23 protein-coding genes are annotated in these 24,036 nt (G+C 38.2%); 21 read left to right on the forward strand and 2 right to left on the reverse strand.

Annotated features, from left to right (window positions below; all coding sequences use genetic code 11):
* Positions 1 to 281: 281 nt before the first annotated feature.
* Positions 282 to 641, forward strand: coding sequence for a CoA-binding protein (locus QCQ61_RS08995; protein WP_279447303.1), 360 nt, complete (start codon positions 282 to 284; stop codon positions 639 to 641).
* Here the strand turns inward: QCQ61_RS08995 and QCQ61_RS09000 are convergent.
* The gene (locus QCQ61_RS09000) at positions 612 to 2,060 is read right to left on the reverse strand and encodes a sodium:solute symporter (RefSeq protein ID WP_279447304.1); all 1,449 of its coding nucleotides are present in this window, start codon (positions 2,058 to 2,060) and stop codon (positions 612 to 614) included. The two genes, QCQ61_RS08995 and QCQ61_RS09000, sit on opposite strands and share 30 nt — an antisense overlap.
* A gap of 134 nt (positions 2,061 to 2,194) precedes the next feature.
* Here QCQ61_RS09000 and QCQ61_RS09005 point away from each other — a divergent pair, with 134 nt between their 5' ends.
* The 13 genes from QCQ61_RS09005 to QCQ61_RS09065 all read left to right on the forward strand — a co-directional run bounded on the left by QCQ61_RS09005 (position 2,195) and on the right by QCQ61_RS09065 (position 13,154).
* Complete coding sequence (locus QCQ61_RS09005; protein ID WP_279447305.1) at positions 2,195 to 4,684, forward strand: T9SS type A sorting domain-containing protein; 2,490 nt, start codon at positions 2,195 to 2,197, stop codon at positions 4,682 to 4,684.
* An 85-nt stretch (positions 4,685 to 4,769) separates the two neighbouring features.
* Positions 4,770 to 5,390: a recombination mediator RecR gene (recR, locus tag QCQ61_RS09010; RefSeq protein ID WP_279447306.1), complete on the forward strand. Its 621-nt coding sequence runs from the start codon at positions 4,770 to 4,772 to the stop codon at positions 5,388 to 5,390.
* Positions 5,391 to 5,392: 2 nt separating this feature from the next.
* Positions 5,393 to 6,514, forward strand: a complete 1,122-nt coding sequence (locus QCQ61_RS09015; protein WP_279447307.1) for a glycosyltransferase family 2 protein — start codon at positions 5,393 to 5,395, stop codon at positions 6,512 to 6,514.
* A gap of 98 nt (positions 6,515 to 6,612) precedes the next feature.
* A complete protein-coding gene (locus QCQ61_RS09020) occupies positions 6,613 to 7,917 on the forward strand; it encodes a dihydrolipoamide acetyltransferase family protein (RefSeq protein WP_279447309.1) in 1,305 nt (434 codons plus the stop codon).
* Positions 7,918 to 8,030: 113 nt separating this feature from the next.
* A complete protein-coding gene (locus QCQ61_RS09025; RefSeq protein ID WP_279447310.1) occupies positions 8,031 to 8,804 on the forward strand; it encodes a 3'-5' exonuclease in 774 nt (257 codons plus the stop codon).
* 7 nt (positions 8,805 to 8,811) lie between these two features.
* Positions 8,812 to 9,423 carry a fumarylacetoacetate hydrolase family protein gene (locus tag QCQ61_RS09030; protein WP_279447311.1) on the forward strand — a complete coding sequence of 204 codons (612 nt, stop codon included), beginning with the start codon at positions 8,812 to 8,814 and terminating at the stop codon, positions 9,421 to 9,423.
* 1 nt (position 9,424) lies between these two features.
* Positions 9,425 to 9,766 carry an Hpt domain-containing protein gene (locus tag QCQ61_RS09035; RefSeq protein WP_279447312.1) on the forward strand — a complete coding sequence of 114 codons (342 nt, stop codon included), beginning with the start codon at positions 9,425 to 9,427 and terminating at the stop codon, positions 9,764 to 9,766.
* Position 9,767: 1 nt separating this feature from the next.
* Positions 9,768 to 11,015 carry a competence/damage-inducible protein A gene (locus QCQ61_RS09040; RefSeq protein WP_279447313.1) on the forward strand — a complete coding sequence of 416 codons (1,248 nt, stop codon included), beginning with the start codon at positions 9,768 to 9,770 and terminating at the stop codon, positions 11,013 to 11,015.
* Positions 11,016 to 11,092: 77 nt separating this feature from the next.
* Positions 11,093 to 11,332 (forward strand): 50S ribosomal protein L28, encoded by a 240-nt coding sequence (gene rpmB, locus QCQ61_RS09045; RefSeq protein ID WP_014782807.1) that lies wholly within the window; start codon positions 11,093 to 11,095, stop codon positions 11,330 to 11,332.
* Between the two features lie 27 nt (positions 11,333 to 11,359).
* Positions 11,360 to 11,542 (forward strand): 50S ribosomal protein L33, encoded by a 183-nt coding sequence (gene rpmG, locus QCQ61_RS09050; protein WP_081211513.1) that lies wholly within the window; start codon positions 11,360 to 11,362, stop codon positions 11,540 to 11,542.
* A gap of 8 nt (positions 11,543 to 11,550) precedes the next feature.
* Positions 11,551 to 11,703 carry a DUF4295 domain-containing protein gene (locus QCQ61_RS09055; RefSeq protein WP_279447318.1) on the forward strand — a complete coding sequence of 51 codons (153 nt, stop codon included), beginning with the start codon at positions 11,551 to 11,553 and terminating at the stop codon, positions 11,701 to 11,703.
* A gap of 143 nt (positions 11,704 to 11,846) precedes the next feature.
* Positions 11,847 to 12,800 (forward strand): signal recognition particle-docking protein FtsY, encoded by a 954-nt coding sequence (gene ftsY / locus QCQ61_RS09060; RefSeq protein WP_279447319.1) that lies wholly within the window; start codon positions 11,847 to 11,849, stop codon positions 12,798 to 12,800.
* Positions 12,801 to 13,154 carry a hypothetical protein gene (locus tag QCQ61_RS09065; RefSeq protein WP_279447320.1) on the forward strand — a complete coding sequence of 118 codons (354 nt, stop codon included), beginning with the start codon at positions 12,801 to 12,803 and terminating at the stop codon, positions 13,152 to 13,154.
* A 525-nt stretch (positions 13,155 to 13,679) separates the two neighbouring features.
* Here the strand turns inward: QCQ61_RS09065 and QCQ61_RS09070 are convergent.
* The gene (locus QCQ61_RS09070; protein ID WP_279447321.1) at positions 13,680 to 15,578 is read right to left on the reverse strand and encodes a S9 family peptidase; all 1,899 of its coding nucleotides are present in this window, start codon (positions 15,576 to 15,578) and stop codon (positions 13,680 to 13,682) included.
* Positions 15,579 to 15,710: 132 nt separating this feature from the next.
* Here QCQ61_RS09070 and rimO point away from each other — a divergent pair, with 132 nt between their 5' ends.
* The 7 genes from rimO (at position 15,711) to QCQ61_RS09105 (ending at position 24,029) form a co-directional block, all read left to right on the forward strand.
* A complete protein-coding gene (gene rimO, locus QCQ61_RS09075; protein ID WP_279447322.1) occupies positions 15,711 to 17,012 on the forward strand; it encodes a 30S ribosomal protein S12 methylthiotransferase RimO in 1,302 nt (433 codons plus the stop codon).
* 149 nt (positions 17,013 to 17,161) lie between these two features.
* Positions 17,162 to 17,467 carry a hypothetical protein gene (locus QCQ61_RS09080; protein WP_279447323.1) on the forward strand — a complete coding sequence of 102 codons (306 nt, stop codon included), beginning with the start codon at positions 17,162 to 17,164 and terminating at the stop codon, positions 17,465 to 17,467.
* A 35-nt stretch (positions 17,468 to 17,502) separates the two neighbouring features.
* Positions 17,503 to 18,789 (forward strand): glycosyltransferase, encoded by a 1,287-nt coding sequence (locus QCQ61_RS09085; RefSeq protein WP_279447324.1) that lies wholly within the window; start codon positions 17,503 to 17,505, stop codon positions 18,787 to 18,789.
* 44 nt (positions 18,790 to 18,833) lie between these two features.
* On the forward strand, positions 18,834 to 20,252 hold the full coding sequence (locus QCQ61_RS09090) for a pyridoxal phosphate-dependent decarboxylase family protein (RefSeq protein ID WP_279447325.1): 1,419 nt from the start codon (positions 18,834 to 18,836) through the stop codon (positions 20,250 to 20,252).
* An 86-nt stretch (positions 20,253 to 20,338) separates the two neighbouring features.
* On the forward strand, positions 20,339 to 21,046 hold the full coding sequence (locus QCQ61_RS09095) for an FAD-binding oxidoreductase (RefSeq protein ID WP_279447326.1): 708 nt from the start codon (positions 20,339 to 20,341) through the stop codon (positions 21,044 to 21,046).
* 234 nt (positions 21,047 to 21,280) lie between these two features.
* Complete coding sequence (locus QCQ61_RS09100; RefSeq protein ID WP_279447327.1) at positions 21,281 to 22,552, forward strand: c-type cytochrome; 1,272 nt, start codon at positions 21,281 to 21,283, stop codon at positions 22,550 to 22,552.
* 208 nt (positions 22,553 to 22,760) lie between these two features.
* Positions 22,761 to 24,029, forward strand: coding sequence for a hypothetical protein (locus QCQ61_RS09105; RefSeq protein WP_279447328.1), 1,269 nt, complete (start codon positions 22,761 to 22,763; stop codon positions 24,027 to 24,029).
* Positions 24,030 to 24,036 lie beyond the last annotated feature (7 nt).

The raw sequence follows: 24,036 nt of genomic DNA on the forward strand, positions 1-24,036 counted from the left end.
GCAAATGTTACCGCGCTTATATATACAAGACGATTTAATTTTTTTTCTGTTACACTTAAAGTGAAGAAATTTTAAAAAAAACAAACCCGAAGCGAGCGCCCCGGGTTTGAATCTTTACTGCTATTATTAACACTAACCATCAACGTAAAAATTTCGCAGTAAAGAATTAATCTACTATATAGACGTTGAAAAAGGCAAATTGTTTCAAAACAATTTCATTTTAACGAACTTTTATGACTTCTTGGAAAGAAGAATTGTATTTTTCATAAAAAACATTTAAGATGAAGAAAACATTAGTACTCGGCGCCAGCCTTAATCCCAGCCGTTATTCAAACCTCGCCATTAACAGATTGGTAAATCACGGACATCCTGTTGAAGCTATAGGCTTAAAAAAGGGTATAGTAGCCGGGATTGCCATTGCCACAGAAAAAGTAGCGTTTAAGGATATTAACACCGTTACACTCTATTTAAACCCCAAACGGCAGGCGGAATATTATGAATATATTATTTCATTAAAGCCCGAACGCGTAATTTTTAACCCTGGAACTGAAAATCCGGAATTTTACGAAGTCCTCAAAAAAAATAATATTAAAAATGAAGTTGCCTGTACTTTAGTTCTTTTGGGTACGGATCAATATTAAGCCGAAAAAGGTTAGGGCGCCGTTTAGAATAAGTATAAAAAAACCAAATTCAAAATTTAAATATGCTGCGCTCATTGCACTTATGGCATATCCTATAAAAGGCGTTGCAATGGCAATAAGTGGTACAAACTTATCTTTAACATTCCACTTTGTAAATAGGCCATAGGCATATAGCCCGAGTAGCGGACCGTATGTATAACCCGCGTACACAAATAGCTTGGATATTACAGAATCATCAGCAATAACATATTTAAATATAATGATTACCAAAATTAAAAGAAGCGAAAATAAAATATGAATTCGCTTGCGCATAATAACCTGTTTCCTTTCGTCGTATTTTTTTTCAATATCCATAATATCAATACTAAACGAGGTTGTTAAAGCAGTTAAAGCGCTATCGGCACTACTGTATGCTGCGGCAACCAATCCTAAGAGAAACAAAATGGCCACGCCAATTCCAAAACGCGTTTCCTGGGCGGCGAGCGTCGGAAAAAGCTGGTCTTTGTGGGCGTCTATTCCATTTTGCTGTGCGTAAACAGTTAGAAGCAATCCCAATGTTAAAAAAACAAAATTTACGATTGTAAGCACAATCGTAAACCAAAACATGTTTTTTTGTGCATCCTTTAAATTGCGGCAGGTGAGGTTTTTTTGCATCATATCTTGGTCTAATCCCGTCATTACAATGGCTATAAATGCACCGCTTATAAACTGCTTTACAAAATGATCGCCCGATTTCCAATCGTCAAAAAAGAAAATCTGGCTCATATCGCTATCTGCAATAAAAGTAAAAAGATTACCGCCGGACAATCCTAAATCGGTTGCCACATAATATACCGCCACCCCCACGGCAACTAACATAAAGAGCGTTTGCAGCGTATCAGTCCAAACAATTGTTTTTATCCCGCTCTTAAAGGTATATAGCCAAATAAGCAGGATTGTAATGGTAACGGTTATCCAAAAAGGAATATTTAAATCGTCAAATATTAAACTTTGCAACACTACTGCAACCAAGTATAATCTAAAGCTTGCGCCAACAACTCTTGAAAGCAAAAAGAAACTGGCACCTGTTTTATACGAAGCATTTCCAAATCGTCCTTCTAAATACGTATAAATAGAAGTAAGATTTAAACGATAATACAGCGGAAGTAATACCGTGCCAATAACTGCATAGCCTACAACATACCCCAACACTACTTGAAAATAACTAAATTTTGAAGCTTCTACCCAGCCCGGAACTGAGATAAATGTTACCCCGCTCAGCGAGGCACCAATCATACCAAAAGCTACCAAATACCATGGCGATTGTTTCCCAGCTTTAAAGAAATCTGCATTGCTGCCACCCTTATTTGTAAAATAGGAAATAAGTATTAAAACTATAAAGTAACCAAGAATAAGGAGCAGAATATGTAGCGGTTGCATGGAATGTTAGTTGTAATTTTTTAGGTTTGCTTTTCGGCGTAAAAATACAAAGTTTGATTTCCCCACCATTTTTATTTTTAATACTTTTGGAAACTTTGAAAAAAATTACTCGTAACACCTTAAAAATTAATTATATGCGGTTTAAATTACTTCTTCTTACGGTATTGCTTTTTGGTTCTTTTACCAGTCAAGCGCAAGAATACCTTCACATGATTGACGCAGGTACCTATAAAGTACAGGATATTATTGACAGTGCCGAAACCTACTTCGCCGATAAAGACAAAGGCAGAGGATCTGGCTACAAACAATTTAAGCGCTGGGAATACAACGCCTTGCGAAGAGTCAAGGAAAATGGATTTCTCCCTACTACACAAGAGCGTTTAGACGAATTACAGCAATGGAACGCATATTTAAATGAAACTTCAGCAAATAGAGGTGTTCTTACCGATAACTGGGAAGAATTAGGTCCTGATTATATGAATGCAACCTCAAGCTGGAATCCGGGCGTAGGTAGAATTACTGGGCTCGCAATAGATTTGGCCGATGCAAACCATATGATAGTTGGTGCGAATACCGGCGGGGTGTGGAAAACTACAGATGGCGCCCAAACATGGACGCCCCTATGCGATTATTTCTCTAATCTTTCGGTCTATTCGGTAGCTATAGACCCTGCAGATTCCAATACTTATTTCTTTGGATCAACCAATGGAAATATTTTTAAATCTACAGATGCCGGGGCCACATGGACACTCTTAGGAACCATTGGCAACAGTATTGTAAACAAGATATTAATTCATCCTACAAATTCCGATATAATGTTTGCTACCGCAGACAATGCAGGTATTTATCGTTCTGTTAATGGTGGTGTTACTTGGATAAAACCCGCTACAGATAACAGAGGCTACGATGTAGAATTTAAACCCGGCGACCTATCGGTGGTTTACGCCTCCGGAAGCGGTTTTCATAAATCTACAGACGGTGGGGCTACTTTTACAACTATAAGTGGTTTCTCTAGTGGCGCAAAAATGATTGGTGTTTCTGATGCAGATCCAAGTGTGGTATATGTTTTAGAAGCTGCCGGCGGTAAATTTGGAGGATTTTATACCTCTAGCGATAGTGGCGATAATTTTACGAAACTTAATCACGGCGGACTCAATTTCTTTGGTTATAGCACCAGTGGAAATGATAATAGCGGGCAGGCTCCTCGAGACATGGCTATTGCAGTAAACCCAACAGATGTAAACGAAGTTCATATTGCGGGTATTCTTACTTGGCGATCTATGAATGGAGGCGTTAATTTTTCCTGTACTTCAGATTGGATTCCTGGAAACGCCGCTTCACAAAATATAGGATATTGCCACGCCGATGTAGATGATCTTCAATTTTATGGTACCGCATTATTCGCAGTTACCGATGGTGGCGTTTTTAAAGCCGCTAATACGGTAACGGTTACTGCCAATTACTACGAAGATTTAACCGAAGGTCTTGGAATCCGTCAATTTTATAAAATAGGTGTTTCTCAAACAGCAGACGTAATTGTATCCGGAGGTTCTCAAGATAACGGTACTTCGGCATATACCGCAGTAAATGGTTGGAAAGACTGGTTGGGTGCCGATGGAATGGAATCGTTTATAGATAAATCTAATAGTAATCTGTATTACGGTACTACCCAAGGAGGGCAATTGTACCGTACAAGTAATGGCGGTAATACATATACGGGGCTTAACGAACCGGGAAGCGGTTCTGGAAACTGGGTTACACCCTTTGAACAAGACCCTATTGACGACAATGTAATTTATGTGGGCTATAATGTGGTGTATAAATCTATCAATTTTGGTTCAAGCTGGACGGCGGTTTCCCAAAACCTCGGCGCTAATTTAAATAACTTAAAAATTGCACAATCTAACAATCAGGTAATGTATGCTTCTCGTGCTGCATTTATATACAAAACTACCGACGGTGGAGCAACAAATTGGACGCAGATTACCAGTCCGGGAGGTTCAATAAATGCAATTGCTATACATCCAACCAATCCAGATAAGGTAGCAGTAGCAGTAGCTTCCGGAAATAAGGTTATGGTTTCGGACGACGGCGGAAATACTTGGACAAGCTATAAAAAGAATCTTCCAAACTTTAGTGCTTTTGCCTTGGTGTGGGATAATAACGGAGAAGATGGCCTGTACTTGGGTATGGATTACGGAATATATTATATAGATAACACCTTTACAGATTGGCAACCCTATAGCAATTTATTGCCAAATGTTTACGTAAACGAACTGGAAATTAACAAAGTAGATGGCAAAATATACGCAGGAACTTACGGAAGAGGCTTATGGGCATCCCCATTGGTTGCTGGCACTGCAGGAGTTGAAGACAGAATTTCTGCAAATAGCGTATCCCTGTACCCAAATCCAGCTTCGGCACAGTTTACCATCGCATTGCCAAAGGCTTTAAATGCTGAAGTACGCGTTTTTGATATTTCAGGAAAACTACTTATTTATCAAGCTGAAACGTTAATTTCATCAAAACATTCGGTTGATGTTTCGGCACTGTCAACGGGAACTTATTTTGTTCGAATTAACAGTGAAGAGGGTACCGTTACCAAAAAACTTCTTATAAAATAAACATCATTTTTATATTAGAAATGCTTCGGGAAAAACATCTTTTTCCGAAGCATTTTTTTTATAACTTCGCAGCAGGAATTAGGCTATGGAATTTTCTTCAAAACTTCTTGAAAATGCAGTAAACGAAATGTCTCAACTTCCCGGTATCGGTAAACGGACCGCCTTGCGTTTAGTACTGCACTTACTAAAACAACCCAACGAGCAATCGCAAAAATTGGCCAGTAGTTTGGTTAAAATGCGGGAGGAAATTAATTTTTGCAAAAACTGCCACAATATTAGCGACTCAAAACTGTGCGAAATTTGCGCTAACCCTCGCCGCGATGAACAATTAGTTTGCGTGGTGGAAGACATTCGCGATGTTATGGCTATTGAAAACACCAGTCAGTACCGCGGACATTATCACGTTTTGGGTGGCAAAATTTCACCAATGGACGGGGTGGGCCCGGGCGATTTAACCATTCCATCGCTAGTTGAAAGAGTAAAATCAGGAAAAGTTCGCGAACTTATTTTTGCTTTAAGCTCAACGATGGAAGGCGATACCACCAACTTCTATATTTATAAACAAATAGAACCTTATAATATTGCCACTACAACCATTGCACGCGGAATTGCCGTGGGCGATGAACTTGAATATGCAGATGAAGTAACCTTAGGAAGAAGTATCTTGCATAGAATCCCTTTTGAATCCTCACTAAAAAACACCTAAGATTGAAACTTTCTGTTGTTATTCTCAATTATAATGTTCGTTATTTTTTAGAACAATGCATTCGTTCGGTTAAAATAGCCACCGCAAATTTGCACTCCGAAATTATTGTTATAGACAATGATTCTGAAGATGATAGTTGCCAAATGGTGAAAACGTTGTTTCCAGAGGTAATCTTAATTGAAAATAGCGAAAACGTTGGTTTTAGTAAAGCGAACAACCAAGCTGTGGCTGTAGCACAAGGCGAATACATTTGTATTTTAAATCCAGATACTGCAGTGTCTGAAGATACTTTTATCAATACATTAAAATACGCCGAAAGCATTACTAATATTGGGGCTTTGGGAGTATATTTAATGGATGGCACGGGAAATTATCTTCCCGAGAGCAAACGCAATCTGCCCACCCCAAAAGTCTCCCTTTTAAAACTTACAGGCTTTCCCCAAAAATATTACGCCAAACAGCTTTCCGAAACTGAACAGGGCGAAGTAGGCGTATTGGTAGGCGCTTTTATGCTTATTAAAAAGAATATTTACGATGAGGTGGGAGGCTTTGACGAAGATTATTTTATGTACGGTGAAGACATAGATTTGTCTTATAAAATTACCAAAGCGGGTTATAAAAATCACTATCTCGGAAACACCACCGTCTTACACTACAAAGGCGAAAGCACCAAAATAGACGATGCGTATTTTAAACGCTTTTATGGTGCTATGCAGATTTTTTACAGGAAGCATTTTAATAAAAATTTTCTGTTAGAGGGTTCCGTAGCAGCAGGTGTGGCCTTGGCAAAAACCGTCAGAAAGTTTTCCCCAGTAGCTAAAACCAAACCGCTTCCAACCTTGGAGCGAAATTATTTTTTTACTGAAAATATCGAGCTATTGGAAAAACTTTCAGCCAGCACTGTAACCGTTTTTCAGATGGTTTCAAAAAACATGCATCCGCGTATTGAGCTCGAAAACAGCTTGTTGGTTTTTGATGTTGACTATATTTCATACCGTGAAATTTTCAAAATCATGAAACAGTTAAAAGGAAAGAACAACCTTTTTCGTATTCGGCCAGCTGGATGTAATTTTATAATAGGTAGCGACCAAAGCGACGAAAAGGGCGGGGTAGTACTTTTTTAAGAAAATTGAAACCTTAATCGAGCAAATTTTAACTAATTTTGCAACGTTTTTAAAATAGGCACGCGGGTGCGTCCAAAATAAAACATTGAAAAAATATTATGGCAAAATTTGAATTGAAATTGCCCAAAATGGGCGAAAGTGTTGCAGAAGCAACCTTAACCAACTGGCTAAAGGAAGTAGGAGATACTATAGAGGCAGATGAGGCAGTGCTTGAAATTGCAACCGATAAGGTAGATAGTGAAGTGCCAAGTGAGGTAGATGGGGTTTTAGTTGAAAAGCTCTTTAACGTTGATGATGTGGTACAGGTAGGCCAGACCATCGCCATAATTGAAACCGAAGGTGGCAGCGCCAAAACAGATACGCCTGCTGCAGAAACCAAGCCTTCTCCAGAAGTAGTTAACCAAGTTGAAAAACAAGTAGAAACTGCTAAAGAAACGGTAAAAGCCCCGATTGAAAATACAGGCGATCGCTTTTATTCTCCTTTGGTAAAAAATATTGCATCAGCCGAAGGGATTTCGCAGGATGAACTTGATGCAATCTCCGGTACCGGAAAAGACGGACGGGTAACCAAAGACGATATTTTAGCATATGTAAAAAATAGATCTGCAGTAAAAACAGAGGCAGAACCGTCTAAAACTACGGAAACGCAAAAGCAGGAGCCTGCAAAACCAAAAACTCCGGTATCTGTTAATGGTAACGATGAAGTTGTTGAAATGACTAGAATGGGCAAACTTATAGCCCATCATATGATAGAAAGTACCCAAACTTCAGCTCACGTACAATCCTTTGTAGAGTGCGATGTAACCAATGTTTGGAATTGGAGAAATAAAGTAAAAGGCGCATTTGCTAAGCGCGAGGGTGAAAACCTAACTTTTACACCTATATTCATGGAAGCAGTGGCAAAAGCCCTAAAAGACTTTCCGATGATGAATATTGCAGTAGATGGCAACAACATCATAAAGCGAAAAAATATAAACTTAGGAATGGCGGCAGCGCTTCCTGACGGAAATTTAATTGTACCTGTAATTAAAAATGCAGATCAGTTAAATTTACTCGGTATGAGCAAAGCCGTAAACGATCTCGCTAATCGCGCTCGCGAAAATAAATTAAAGCCAGACGATATTCAAGGAGGTACCTATACTGTTACAAATGTGGGAACTTTTGGTAGCATTATGGGCACACCAATTATAAACCAGCCGCAAGTGGGTATTTTGGCCCTGGGCACTATTAGAAAAGTGCCGGCGGTAATTGAAACCCCGGAAGGCGATTTTATTGGTATTCGATATAAAATGTTTCTATCGCACAGTTATGACCATCGCGTTGTAAATGGTGCTTTAGGCGGACAATTTGTAAAACGCGTAGCCGATTATTTAGAAGACTGGGACCTTAATAGAGAAATTTAATATACTGTAAAATACTGTGTAAGGGGGTTTTGTTGTCAAAATCCCCTTTTTGGTTTTTATCTTTTTTCTAAGGTTTAATAAGCGGTATATTTACCTTTTTTTAAAATACAATAATGGAGCTCAACTTAAAAAAACCAATCTGCTTTTTCGATCTTGAAACTACGGGAATTAACGTAGCTTCCGATAGAATAGTAGAAATAGCCATCTTAAAAATTTACCCAAACGGAAATAAGGAAAGCCACACCTGGCGCGTAAATCCTGAAATGCCAATTCCCGCAGAATCTTCAGCAATACATGGCATTACAGATAAAATGGTGGCAAATGAACCCACATTTAAAGAGCTTGCACCAAAAGTTTATGCCCTGATTAAAGATAGCGATTTGGGCGGGTTTAATTCCAATCGTTTTGATATCCCACTGTTGGCCGAAGAACTGCTGCGCTCCGAAATAGATTTTGATATGAAAAAAGCACTATCTGTAGATGTGCAGACCATCTTTCATAAAATGGAGAAACGCACGTTAGAAGCGGCTTATAAATACTACTGCAATAAAGATTTAACCGATGCCCATAGTGCGGCTGCCGATACCCACGCAACCTATGAAGTATTAAAGGCACAACTGGAAAAATACGACGAGCTAAAAAATGATATCGGTTTTTTGGCAGACTTTAGTTCGCATCGGAATCACGCAGACTTTGCTGGCTTTATTAGTTATAACGACGATGGCGTTGAGGTTTTTTCCTTCGGAAAATACAAGGGAAACTTGGTTACCGAAGTTTTGGAAAAAGATTCCGGATATTTTGGGTGGCTGTTAAATGCAGACTTCCCCTTGTACACAAAACAGGTTTTAACCCGTATTAGATTGAATACCTTAAATACAAAATTTTAGCAGCTATATGAAAATAATCTGCATTGGTCGCAATTACGCCGATCATATAAAAGAGCTCGATAACGCCAAACCCACCGAGCCAATTATCTTTTTAAAACCCGATACGGCAATATTATTAAAGAAGCAGCCGTTCTTTATTCCAGATTTTTCAGACAACGTGCAGCACGAAGTAGAATTGCTAGTGCGAATCAATAAAATTGGAAAACATATCGATAAAAAATTCGCGCATAAATACTATGACGAAATTGGATTGGGTATAGATTTTACAGCCAGAGACTTACAGCTTCAATTAAAGGAAAAAGGTCTGCCGTGGGAAAAAGCCAAAGCATTTGACGGCGCTGCGGTTATTGGAAATTTTATAAAAAAAGAAAAATTTAACGACCTGAATAACATTGATTTTAGCCTGGAACGCAACGGAATAACGGTTCAAAAGGGCAATTCTATGTTAATGATGTGGAAAATTGATGCGTTAATCGAATATATTTCGAAATATTTTACCTTAAAAATTGGAGACGTTATCTTTACAGGAACTCCCGCTGGAGTAGGTAAGGTTGAAGCAAACGATGTATTGACGGGATATATAAGTGAAACAGAAATGTTTTCAATAAAAGTAAAATAGTATGACAAAATATTATGAAAGAGAGAATCTAAACGAAATCGCCGATGGCGATCCAGATTTTTTACAGGTATTGGCACAGACATTTTTAGATGAAATCCCACCGGATTTATATTCTATGAAAGAAGCCATCGAAAATGAAAATAGGGATTTAGCCTATCAATTTGCACACAAAATGAAGCCGAATATTGAGATGTTCGGCATAGATGCGCTTAAGGATATTACAAGCATTGAAGCTTGGTCTAAAACATCTAAAAATAAAGCCAGTGTAATTCCGCATTTAGAAAACGTGCTAACTACATTAGATAATGTTTTTGAGGAGTTGAAGAAAGACTTCGATTTATAACATGCTTGCAGAAATTATTACCATAGGCGATGAAATTCTCATCGGTCAAATTATTGATACCAATTCGGCCTATATTTCAAAAGAGCTGAATAAAATAGGGGTAAAGGTCTATCAAATTACTTCGGTTCAAGACGACCGTCACCATATTCTACAGGCTTTTGAGGACGCCAAAAAACACGCCGATCTCGTAATAATTACGGGCGGTTTAGGCCCCACCAAAGACGATATTACCAAACAAACTTTCTGCGATTTTTTTAATGATGTTTTAGTCGAAGATAAACGCGTTATTGAAAACGTGGCACAACTTTTCAAGAAATATCAGCTCAACAAACCCTTGCCGGCCAATTTTCAACAAGCAATGGTTCCGTCTAAAGCTACCATTTTAATGAATGCGTTTGGTACGGCACCCGGAATGTGGATGGAGAAAGACGATGTGGTTTTTGTTTCCTTGCCCGGAGTGCCCTACGAAATGAAACACCTAATGCAGCAAGAGGTTTTGCCACGTATTATTAAGCGTTTTAACAGGCCACATATTTACCACAAAACCCTTTTAACCTATGGTTTGGGCGAAAGTGCCATTGCAGAGCGCATCGCCGCGTGGGAAAACAATCTGCCCGAAACAATTAAGCTCGCCTATCTGCCCTCCTTAGGGAAAGTGCGATTGCGACTTTCTTCTACAGGAAACGATGAAGTTGCGCTAAAGGAAACCGTAGATTCCCAAATGGAGGTTTTAAGCCAAATGCTTTCAGATATTGCCGTGGGGTTTGAGAATGAAACTTCCATGGTAGAATTAATCGGAAAAATTTTAACTGAAAAAGGAATGAGTTACAGTGTTGCCGAAAGTTGTACTGGAGGTAGAATTGCTTCTGAAATAATTCAGTCTGCCGGAGCATCCAATGCATTTATGGGCGGCATAATTCCTTATGATACTAATTTAAAAACCAAGATTCTGGGGGTTCCGAAAAACATAATTGAAACGTATAATGTGGTTAGTATCCCAGTGGCCGAAGAAATGGCAAAGCGATGTTGTGTGCTTTTTGAATCGGATTACGCAATTGCAACTACAGGAATTGCGGGCCCAACCAAAGGCGATGGTAATGATGAAGTAGGCACGGTATGTATTGCTATTGCTGCGCCTAGCGGAATTACCTCAGAAAAATTCAGTTTTGGGCAGGACCGTTTTCGCGTTATAGAAAAGACCACCAATAAAGCTTTGGAGATGCTCCTAAAAGAAATTTTAAAAAACTAAATTTCTTTTGTTGTACATCCCAAAAGAATTACTTAAATTTGCACCCTGTTTTAAAAATAACTTAAAAAGGTTAAGGAATGTCAAGAGTTTGTGAACTTACCGGAAAGAAAGCGATGGTTGGAAATAACGTGTCGCACGCAATGAATAAAACCAAACGTAAGTTTGATGTAAACTTGCTAAAAAAGCGCTTTTATATCCCAGAGGAGGACAAGTGGGTTACCCTTCGTGTTTCGGCTTCTGCTATAAAAGACATCAATAAAAAAGGTATTTCTGCGGTTATGAAAGAAGCTCGCGAAAAAGGCTTTTTAACAAAATAATTGCAATAATCAATAAAGTCTGTTACAATGGCTAAAAAAGGAAATAGAGTACAAGTAATTTTGGAGTGCACTGAGCACAAGGAATCTGGACAACCAGGAACTTCTCGTTACATCACGACCAAAAACAAAAAGAATACACCGGACAGAATGGAGTTGAAGAAATTCAACCCTATTTTAAAGAAAATGACGGTTCATAAAGAGATTAAATAATATAAGTCATGGCAAAGAAATCAGTAGCATCGTTACAAACAGGATCAAAGCGTTTAACCAAAGCAATTAAAATGGTTAAGTCGCCAAAATCGGGGGCATATACATTTACTGAAGCTATTATGGCTCCAGAATTGGTAAACGACTGGTTGAACAAAAAGTAACCAGTTTAAAATATTGAAGAAAAGCCACTTTTTTGCGAAGGTGGCTTTTCGTATTTTTACCATCTCAAAAAAATAACTTTGTCAAAAGCTTAAAACTTTTTTCAAAGTTGACGAACCGACAACAGTTAACCGATAACCGAACCATGAGTCTATTCAAAAAAATATTTTCGAAAGAGAAAAAAGAAACGCTCGATAAAGGACTTGAAAAAACAAAGACTTCCTTTTTTGATAAACTGAGCAAAGCAGTTGCCGGAAAAAGCAAGGTTGATGACGATGTTTTAGACAACCTTGAAGAAGTTCTTGTGTCTAGTGATGTGGGCGTAAATACAACACTTAAGATAATTGATAGAATTGAAGCGCGCGTAGCCCAAGATAAATACTTGGGAACAGATGAGCTCAATAAGATTTTGCGCGAGGAGATTGCAGGTCTTCTAAGCGAAATAGATTCCGGAAACGCTACAGATTTTGAAATTCCAGCAAATAAAAAACCATATGTTATTATGGTAGTTGGTGTAAATGGGGTAGGGAAAACAACCACTATTGGCAAACTGGCATATCAATTTAAAAAAGCTGGAAAGAAAGTGGTATTGGGTGCAGCAGATACCTTTCGCGCCGCCGCCATTGACCAATTACAAATTTGGGCCGATAGAACCGATGTCGAAATTGTAAAACAAAGTATGGGCAGTGATCCTGCAAGCGTAGCTTTTGATACCCTCCAAAGTGCGGTAACCCAAAATGCCGACGTGGTGATTATAGATACTGCCGGACGTCTTCACAACAAGGTTAATCTAATGAACGAGCTTACAAAGGTAAAACGGGTAATGCAAAAAGTAGTTCCGGATGCACCGCACGATGTGTTGTTGGTCTTGGATGGTTCTACAGGTCAAAACGCGTTTGAACAAGCAAAACAATTTACTGCTGCCACCGAAGTAACTTCCCTTGCCGTTACAAAACTTGACGGTACAGCCAAAGGCGGTGTAGTAATAGGAATTAGCGATCAATTTAAAATTCCTGTAAAATATATTGGCGTAGGTGAAGGCATGGAAGATCTGCAGGTTTTTAATAAATTTGAATTTGTAGATTCATTCTTTAAGTAGATGGAAGAAAAGGCAAATAATAAACCCAGCAAAATTTATCAGTATATTTTGCTCGCCTTGGTTGGCTATATCGGAATTCTTACCGGGTATCATACATTCAAAATTATTCAGTATTTTTTTAAATCGGTGCCAAATCCGTTAATGCCTTTAGATTTATATAAATACATAGCTTTTCCGTATTTATCTTTTATTCCTTTTCTTTTGGGATTGCTGATTTTAGGTCTCTATTTTGCAAGAAGGAAATATTTCAAAAAAAAACACGTAATTCTGTACGTAATACTAATTCTTGTTTTCCATCTTTCACAAACCAGCCTGCTCGAATTGTTTGACGGTTTTAATCCGTACGGTGGATAAAATAGTTTAAATCGAAACATAAAAAAAACCTACAAGGTTTTGGAAACCTTGCAGGTTATTTGACTTTATTCTTTATACGAAAACGTGGCTTATTTAGTCCTACGTCTTTCAGCGCAGCAGTCTTACGTCTTTTTGAAAGCGTTTCCTCCGTGACTAAAACAAAACCACGAATCCACAAATATTTTTTAAGTATCATTCGTGAATTCGTGGCTAAAATTAAACGCTACAGTCTTTTTACCCGAATTGTTTGACGGTCTTAATCCGTACGATGGATAAAATAGTTTAAATCGAAACATAAAAAAAACCTACAAGGTTTTGGAAACCTTGCAGGATATTTGACTTTATTCTTTATACGAAAACGTGGCTTTTTTAGTCTTAAGTCCTACGTCTTTCAGCGCAGCAGTCTTGCGTCTTTTTGAAAACGTTTCCTCGGTGACTAAAACAAAACCACGAATTCACAAATATTTATTGAGTATCATTCGTGAATTCGTGGCTAAAATTAGAGGCTAAAGTTCTAGCTTCTTTTTAAAGAGTTTCCTTCAACCAATTAAAAAACTCGCGTTGCCATACTAAAGCATTTTGCGGTTGCAACACCCAGTGATTTTCTTCGGGAAGATAGAGGAGCTTACTTTTTATACCTTGCAATTGTGCAGCCTGAAAAGCCCCTAAACCTTGTTCAATAGGAACGCGGTAATCCTTGCCTCCTTGAATAATCATAATTGGGGTGTCCCATTTATCAACATATGTTATTGGGTTAAATTCATTAAAAGCTTTTTGCGCAATGGCATTGTCTTTTTCCCAATAGGCACCACCCATATCGTAGTTTACAAAAAATAATTCTTCGGTTGTTCCGTACATGGCGCGCGTGTCAAAAACTCCGTCGTGGGCGATAAAAGTTTTAAAACGACCTTCGTGATTTCCAGCCAGCCAAAAAACAGAATATCCGCCAAAACTAGCTCCTATTGCACCTAAACGATCTTTATCTACATAGGGTTCTTTAGCAACATCATCAATCGCATCGAGGTAATCCTGCATAGCGCCACCGCCCCAGTCGCCGCTAATTGCTTCATTCCATTCCACGCCGTGACCTGGCATTCCGCGACGGTTTGGCGCTACAATAATATACCCCTGAGATGCCATAAGTTGAAAATTCCAACGTGTGGAATAAAACTGCGACAGCGCCGATTGTGGCCCGCCCTGTGCGTAAAGCAAGGTTGGGTACTTTTTATTTTTGTCGAAATTTGGCGGAAGAATAACCCAAACCAGCATTTGCTTACCATCTTTTGTAGTTACCATTCTCTTCTCAACCGTAGGTAAGGTTAACTTTCCGTAGAACTCGGTATTTACTTGTGTAAGTTGCTTAAAGGTGTTGCTCTTTAAATTGAAAGAGAATATTTCGGTTGCGTGATTCATATCGGTGCGAGTAACAATTAACTGCCCATCTATTTCTGCAACAATCCCAGTTACATCAAACTGCCCCTTTGATAGTTGTTCAACAAGCGGCATTTTTCGAGTCTTCCCAGGATAATCAACCTTAAAAATTTGTTTGGTTCCGTCAACTGGAGCGGTAAAATAAATATCCTTGTTGTTTTTAGCCCAGGTAAATCCGTTTACCGTGCCATCCCATTGAGCGGTTAAGTTTTGTTTTACGCCGTTTTCCAGTACAACAATATCGTTTTTATCGGCTTCATAACCATCGGTTTTCATTTGAAGCCACGCCAAAGTACCATTTTCTGAAAAAGCTGGCTGCGTATCGTATCCTTTGTTTTCTTCGGTTATATTTTCAGTTTGTTTACTAGCAAGGTTATACTTGTAAATGTCTGTATTAGTACTAACCGCATAGTCGGTTCCAGCTAACTTTTTACTTACGTAATAAATGTTTTCGCCTTTTGGCCCCCAGATATAATCCTCATCACCGCCAAATGGTGCTTGTGGTGTGTAGTACGGTTGTTGTGGCGTAATATCGGTTTCGGCACCTGTGTTTACATCTTTGTAAAAAACGTGGCTGTAACTACCGTCGTTGTATTTATCCCAGTGGCGATAATCCAACGAAGTATAAACGTACGCATCGCTTTTGGGAAGGTCGCTGTAAATATCCTTCGCCATTACATCTTTTACGTGTACCTCTTTGTCTATTAAAAGAAAGTTGCCATCGGGCGAAAGGTTTTTATCGGCTACTTTGGCTTCTTCTTTTGTAACTTCGGCAAAATTGCCACCCGAAACGCGCATTGCGTAATACTTAGAGTCGAAACTGTTTTCCGGTATATTTGGCGTGGTTACTTTATAAAAAAGCACTTCGCCGTTTTCAGAAATTCCAATCGGACTTACTTTTTTCACCTGCCATAAAAGCTCGGGAGTCATTGTGTTTTGCGCAAACAAAAAGCCAGCACAAAGAAAGGCCAGCAGGAAAGTTATTTTTTTCATCTGAATAAAATTATTGAATTTTTAACGAGTGTAAAGTTACTTAAAATAGTTGGTAGCGTAAATGAGATTTAGTAATTGTGAATAGGGTGGTTTTTTAATGGTATCTTTGCACCCCGATAATAAAAATTTTATATGCGTACCAAATCCCTTAAAAAGAATAAGATAAATGTTGTAACCCTCGGTTGCTCTAAAAATGTGTATGATAGCGAGGTGCTTATGGGCCAATTGCGAGCCAGTAAAAAAGAGGTGGTTCACGAAGAAGAGGGCAATATTGTAGTTATTAATACCTGCGGTTTTATTGCCAATGCAAAGGAAGAAAGTATAAACACCATTCTGGAATACGTTCAAAAAAAGGAAGAAGGAACGGTTGATAAAGTTTTTGTAACAGGCTGTCTTTCGGAACGGTATAAACCCGATCTTCAAAAGGAAATCCCCAATGTAGATGAGTATTTTGGCACCACTGAACTTCCAGGTTTACTAAAAGCTTTGGGCGCAGATTACAAACACGAATTAATTGGCGAGCGAATTACAACCACCCCTAAAAATTACGCCTACTTTAAAATAGCCGAAGGCTGCGACCGGCCGTGCTCGTTTTGTGCAATCCCGATTATGCGCGGAAAGCATAAAAGCACCCCAATGGAAGATTTGGTAACCGAAGCCGAGAAACTCACTGCAAAAGGGGTAAAGGAATTGATTTTAATAGCCCAAGATTTAACATACTACGGGTTAGATTTATACAAAAAACGAAACCTGGCAGAGTTACTTCAGAAATTGGTAAAAGTTGAAGGTATTAAATGGATACGTCTTCATTACGCATTCCCAACGGGCTTTCCGATGGATGTTTTGGAGGTAATGCGCAACGAACCAAAGGTGTGTAATTATATAGATATTCCACTGCAGCATATTTCAGATTCAATATTGAAATCCATGCGCCGTGGAACTACAAAAGCAAAAACCACTAAACTCTTACAAGATTTTAGAGCTGCCGTCCCGGAAATGGCAATCAGAACTACGCTAATTGTTGGGTATCCCGGCGAAACGGAAGAAGATTTTCAAACCCTAAAACACTGGGTTAAAGATATGCGTTTTGAACGCTTGGGTTGCTTTACCTACAGCCACGAAGAAAATACACACGCCTACAATCTCGAAGACGATGTGCCGGAAGAAGTAAAAATAGACCGCGCCAACCAGATTATGGAAATTCAATCACAAATTTCTTGGGAATTGAACCAGCAAAAAATTGGTAAGGAATTTAAAGTAGTGATAGACCGTAAAGAAGGTGGCTATTTTGTAGGTAGAACCGAATTTGATAGCCCCGACGTAGATAACGAAGTTTTAATAAATGCCGAAGACGACTATCTGCGAACAGGCGAATTTTTCAACGTAAAAATTACCGCCGCGGAAGATTTCGACCTTTATGCTGAAGTTGTTTAATTGGTAACCCTGAGCAGCTTGTCCTAAACGTAGACAACCGGTAGCTGTTAATTACAAGGAAAAATCACGCCTCGGGAAGTATATTTCAAAAAAAGTAACTTTTTACAAATATGCTGTTGAATTGTTATCTTTGAAAGAAACTCGCTATTATGAGAAACTCCCAACGTTTTACATTTCCGAAAACGGTCCTCTTCGGGATAACTACGCTGTATGTAGTGTTAATGCTGGCAACCTATTTTCTGTATTATAAAGAACCCACCGTAATTTGTGCACAGCGTATGTTGACTGCGCAAACCATTGCCTTGCTTTTTCAAGTGGTGCTTAATTATATAAATTATCACGCAAAAAATAAAATCGTAATTCTGGGCACTTTGTTCGTTAGTGCAATGATTATTTTTGGAGCCATTACTGCCTTTTTTAACCTTACAATTATGTGCGAATTTTATGGATTTTAAAAAAATCTAAATACGTTAACCTGAACGCTACAATTTTGAAAAAACTGCTCATCATCGGTCACACTTTTCCGGAGCCCAGCACAACAGCTGCAGGTAGCCGAATGATGCAGTTGTTACAGTTATTTGAAGCTGAACAGTATGAGATAACCTTTGCGAGTACAGCTTCGGTTTCGGGACATACTGCTAAACTGGAATTACGAAACATTTCGGTAAAAAACATTCTTTTAAACGATCCTTCTTTTGATGAATTTATAAAAAACCTAAATCCTGAAATCGTACTTTTTGATCGATATATTTCTGAAGAACAATTTGGTTGGCGCATTTCAGAAAACTGTCCGAATTGCCTTAAAATTCTCGACACCGAAGATTTACATTTTCTAAGGAAGGCGAGGGAAGAAGCAATAAAAGCAAACCTTTCGGTTTCTGATGCAAATTTATTTTCAAATTTGGCCAAGCGGGAATTGGCGAGTATTTTACGTTGCGATCTGTCGCTAATTATTTCAGAATATGAAATGGAGCTGCTTCAAAATACCTTTAAAATTTCCGGTGAAATACTTCACTATTTACCTTTTTTAATTGAATCGGTTTCCGAAGAAATACAGACTTCTTCATTTAAAGAACGCCAAAATTTTATTGCGATTGGCAATTTATTGCACGCGCCGAATGTAGATTCGGTTTTGCAGTTAAAGCAAATCTGGCCCGAAATTAAAAAGCAACTTCCAAAGGCAGAGCTGCATATTTATGGGGCATATGCTTCGCAACAAATTCTTCAATTAAATAATAAAAAAGAAGGTTTTATTATCAAAGGCTGGGCTAATAACTTGGAAACAACACTGCAAATGTATCGCTTGCAATTGGCGCCCTTACGTTTTGGCGCCGGCCTTAAAGGCAAATTGCTCGATGCAATGCGTTTTGGGTTGCCCTCTGTAACCACAAAAATTGGAGCAGAGGCCATGGGAGGAAAATATCCTTTTGGTGGCGCAATTACTGATGAACAAACCAATTTTATCACGCAAGCTATACACTTGTATTCTGATGAAAATACATGGCAGGAAGCCCAGAAAAATGGGTTTGGAATAATTAAAAACCGTTTTCGAAAAAATCTTTTTTCCAAACAATTTATGTCGCGTATAAATGAGCTTCTGGCTAGGCTCGATGCACATCGGCAGCATAATTTTACAGGACAAATTTTACAGCACCATACGCTACAAAGTACAAAGTATTTGAGCAAGTGGATTGAGTCTAAAAGCGTGATTGCACACAATGCGTCGCCAGTTTGTTTTGCCAATTCCGATGAGGTGCGCGAAGATTACAAGCAGTAGTTTTTCTGAAATTTTAATTAGTTTTGCTTTTTTATCCCCTCAATATGAAAGACAATTCTAATCGTAAACTCGAAGAAACAGCCGTAGAGCGCAAAGCCCTTTTTGATAAAATAAATAACTTTTCCGAAGCATTTTTAGAAGGTCTTCCCGAGCGAAAGGCTTTTCATTATAATACGCATCAAACCACCGACGCCGATTCATTTTTTAATATAAATTCTGAAAAAACTTCTTTAGACAATATCTTAAGTTTTTTTGAGGAACGGGTTTTAAACGTTGGACTAAACCCCACTTCCGGGGGGCATTTGGGCTATATTCCCGGAGGAGGAATATACAGTGCCGCCGTTGCAGATTATCTGGCCGCCGTTACCAATAGATATGCTGGCGAGTTTTATGCCTCGCCCGGTGCCGTACGGATGGAAGATGCGCTAATAGATTGGGCTGGCAAATTAATGGGATTTACGGAAGATTTTGGCGGTAATTTGACTTCTGGTGGGAGCCTAGCCAACCTTATTGCGCTCCATACTGCCAAACACCACAAAAAAGTAATTGGTACTGCCATAGCTAAAAACGTGGTTTATTGCACAGCACAATCACACCACAGTATTTATAAAGCATTAAAAATTATTGGGCTGGAAGACTGTATTGTTCGCGAAATTGCTTTGGATGATAATTTTAGAATTTCGGTAAAAGCGTTCGAAAATCAATTAAAAGCTGACGGTGCAATGGGGCTAAAACCTTTTTTGCTCATTGCAAACGCCGGCTCTACAGATGTTGGTGCCGTAGATCCGTTGGAGGCATTGGGGAAACTTGCAAAAAACTACAATCTCTGGTTTCACGTTGATGGAGCGTACGGGGCATTTTTTATGCTAACGGCTTCTGGCAGGGCAAAATTAAAAGGTATTGAAATGGCCGATTCCATTATACTTGATCCGCATAAAGGTATGTTTCTACCCTATGGTTCGGGAATCGTGTTGGTAAAGAATAAAAAGCATCTCGCGGCCGCTCATAGCTATACCGCCAATTATATGCGCGATGCCTATATTGAGGACCAGTACTCTCCATCTAATTTATCGCCAGAACTGAGTAAACATTACCGCGGCTTACGTATGTGGTTGCCATTAAAATTATACGGAGAGCAGATCTTTACCGATTATTTAAACGAAAAATTGCAATTAACTACATACCTGTCGGATGAATTGTTAGCCCTAGGTTATAAATTAGTCTGCAAACCAGATTTAAGCGTTGTAGCTTTTAGATTGGCTTTAAAGAAATACGATAACGACACGCAAAATAAAAGGGTTTTAGACTATATTCAAAAAGACGGACGTATTTTCATTTCTTCCACAATTCTTGATGATAAACTCACTTTGCGCGCTGCAATTTTATCTTTTAGAACCCATAAAAAAGATATTGACCTTTTCTTAAAGCTTCTTAAGGAAGCAAAGCAAAACTTGATGAAATAACGCGGAAGGCGCTGTGCAAATAATCGCAGCAAATATTAAATATAACTACTCCTTTGTAACCTAATTTAATAAAACTCATCCAAAATGTGAACAGAAAACAATTGGATATGGGTTTTATCTTTCCGTATAGAGTAAAAGTTTTAAGCGTTGAAACTATAAATAACAACGTAATTCTTTTAAAAATTGAAAAGCCTTTTAGATTTGAATTCCAACTCGGACAAGTAGTTGACTTAAGTATTTTTAAACCCGGATTTGAACTTTCGGTAGCTTCGTTTACAATCGCCAATACGCCTTCGGAAAATCATTTGGCTTTTATAATTAAAGTGTATCCGCGAAAGGGACTTACCGAAGCGATTTCAAAATTAAAACCGGATGAAATAGTTCAAATTTCTACCCCTTGGAATTCGTACGCATACAAGGGTAGTGGAACTTTTATAGCGGCAGGCGCGGGAATAACGGCCTTTTTGCCAATTTTTGAAACCATTGAAGACAAAGGTATAGATGTAAAGCAGGAACACAGTTTAATCTATGCAGACAAAAGTAAAAGCGATGTTTTATACTACAATAAATTAAAAAAAACCTTTAATAATAAACTGTCTGTTATTTTAAGTAGGGCAAAATCTAGAAATCTTTCTTTTGGGAAAATTGACGAAGATTATCTTTCAAAATTAATCAGCAGTACAGAACAATATTTTTATATCTGTGGCCCCCGAAGTTTTGAAAAGGAAGTTAAAACGCATTTGGTTACCATTGGCGTTAAAAAACGAAATATTCAAACAGGTTACAACCTATAATACGTGTGATAGGTTTTATTTTAATTTAGAATTATTGTCTTTTTAACAACTTCAACCTTCTTGGTGGTAATACTTCAATATTGCTCTTTCAATATTTAACATAACTAAAAAATGATCTGGATTTTTTTGTAACCGGATTCAATTTTATGAATCTAAAACTAAAGAATCGAAACCTCGAAATTGATTTTTCGAAATAGGGAGAGATTATTAATTCACAAATAAAACCTAAAGATTATGAGAAAAAAAATTATGATTTATATGTTGCTGCTCGGCGTATTTACGTCGCTGGGCTTATACAGTTGTAGCAATGATGACGATGGCGATACCGGTAGGTTGGCACCTGGAGAAGGCAGTTTAAACCTACCTCCCTTAGATGCCCAATTGGTACAGGAAGGGCAAGATATATTCCGTTACGACACTTTTGGCGATGAAACGTTTTGGACAGATGTGTTACAGATGAATGAAGTTGTAGAAGCTGCCGTAAGTCCGAATACCGCATTGGCAGTAGGGTTAAAAGTAGATGCCGAAGCATTGCCACCTGCCGTTGTTGAAGCCATCCAAAATGGACAAGTTGATTTGGACGATCCACAAACTACGCTCGTGCTTTTACAGCTTAATGCCGTGGTTGGGGTGCAAGGTGAAGTAAGCGAAAATGCCGATGGCTCTTTAAAGCTAGATAGAATGGGAATAACCTGTGCATTATGCCATTCCACAGTAGATGATTCTTTTGCTCCGGGAATAGGAAGCCGATTAGATGGTTGGGCAAATCGTGATTTAGATCCCGGGCTCATTATATCATTATCACCAGCCTTAGATCAACAAACAAAAGATGTTTACGCCTCTTGGGGTCCGGGTATATATGATCCCAGATATAGTAACGATGGGTTAAATAACCCTGTTGTAATTCCGCCAGCTTATGGTTTATATGGTTTGCCAAAGGCAATTTTTACCGGCGATGGTGATGTTGAACACGAACCAGCAGGACCAGTGGCGTACTGGAATAGATACGTGGCGGTAACGCAAATGCGTGGCCATGGGTATTTTGCAGACCCACGTCTTAACTTAGAAGTAGATCACAGAGAAGGCGATGATTTAGTTACAGACAAACTCCCTGCTTTACAGGCCTATCAGTTTTCAATTTCCGCACCAACGCCACCAGCAGGTTCGTTTGATGTTGCTGCCGCTGCACGTGGTAAAGAACTATTTTCTGGAAAAGCGCAGTGTGCGAGCTGCCACAACGGACCATTATTTACAGATGTTGTAGATGGTGGAAAACTTCATCCTCAAAGTGCATCGGTAGCGGTAGATAAAGATTATGTTAAACGATCGGCTACCAAAAAATGGAGAGTTAGCCCGTTAAAAGGATTGTGGCAACATCCACCGTATTTTCACGATGGTTCTGCCGCAACCTTAGGTGATGTGGTTACTAGATATAATGAAGTAAATAATCTCGCCTTAACCGGTTCTGAAAAGGATGACCTTACTGAATATTTGAAATCGTTATAAGAAATTAATAGTCTAAAGGTTGAAACACACTTAGAATTTTCAGATCCACTTTTTTTATATGCATCTCTTTTAGAGGAGTCTATCCCCAGTTAAACTGACCTCTAAAGAGATGCATTTTTAGTAAATGAACTAATGATTGTTCAACTTATTATCGTGTTTTTAAAATCCAAAATTAGCAATCACTTTATATCAAAATATATGTAAAACGATGACCAAAAAGAAAGGCGTCATTGAAGATCAATCTAAAAGTACAAATATGAAACTTAATAGAATTCTTTATATAATTCTGGTTTTGATATTATTTACAAGCTGCAAAAGTAAATTGATATATCAAAGTATCGACTTTGAAAACAATTATAAATTCAATTCTGAAATTCAAGAAGAACTTGTTAAAGATACCGTGGCCTGGAAATATCAAATTTCAGCAGGAGAATATGCAATCAATGGAGATTATAAAAATGCATTAGAACAATGGGATGTCGCATTTCTAGGAAGTGCTAAAACACTTTCTCAAAAGCAAATCGATTCAATTATTGCCAAATACAAAATTGTACCAGCAATAAATTATATTGTTGAACGAGCAAAATCAAACCAAGTTGTCATAATAAATGAAGCACATTATAATTCGTCTCATCGCGCCTTTACTGAAAAACTACTTCAAAAATTATATGAAATTGGGTACACAAATCTCGGACTTGAAGCCTTAACCAACGGCGAAAATGTAGATTCCCTACTCAATAAAAGAGGCTACCCAATTCAAGAAAGTGGCTATTACACCAAAGACCCAAAATTTGGAAATTTAGTTAGAACCGCTCTAAAAAATGGCTATACTGTTTTTCCCTACGAACGAACGTCTACGTCAAACGGAAAAGAAAGAGAAATTGAACAAGCAGAAAACATAAAAAGTATTATTGATAAAAATCCCAATGAGAAATATATTATCCATTGTGGTTTTGGTCACGTATTAGAAGGAGATGTTCAAAATTGGGAAAAGGCTATGGCAGGAAGACTGTATGAATTTACAGGAATAAATCCACTGACAATTAACCAAACCAAGTATAGTGAAAGAAGCAAATCAGAATTAAATAATCCATTATTAGAAGTTTTGAATTTAAGTGAAGCCTCTGTACTACTCGACGAAAACGGCAAACCACTAAAATATACCAAAGAAGAAAGTTATACCGATATAGCAGTCTTTCATCCAATTACGAACTATTTAAATGACAGGCCAAACTGGCTATTTGATTCAGATAATAAAGAAATCAAGATTGATTTAAAGGATGTAAACATTTCATTTCCGGTGATGGTTTTGGCTTATTTTAAAGATGAGGATACTACTAAAGCTGTTCCTACAGATATTATTGAAATTCAAAATAAAAATGCTCTTGGACATCTCGCTCTAAAAAGTGGAACCTATGTTATTGTAGTCACTAATAAAATGCGAAGATCATTAAAGTTTGAATTGAAAGTGAAATAAATATTTC

Origin of the sequence: Aequorivita marisscotiae (genome assembly GCF_029814825.1) — a bacterium.
Taxonomy (GTDB): Bacteria; Bacteroidota; Bacteroidia; order Flavobacteriales; family Flavobacteriaceae; genus Aequorivita; species Aequorivita marisscotiae.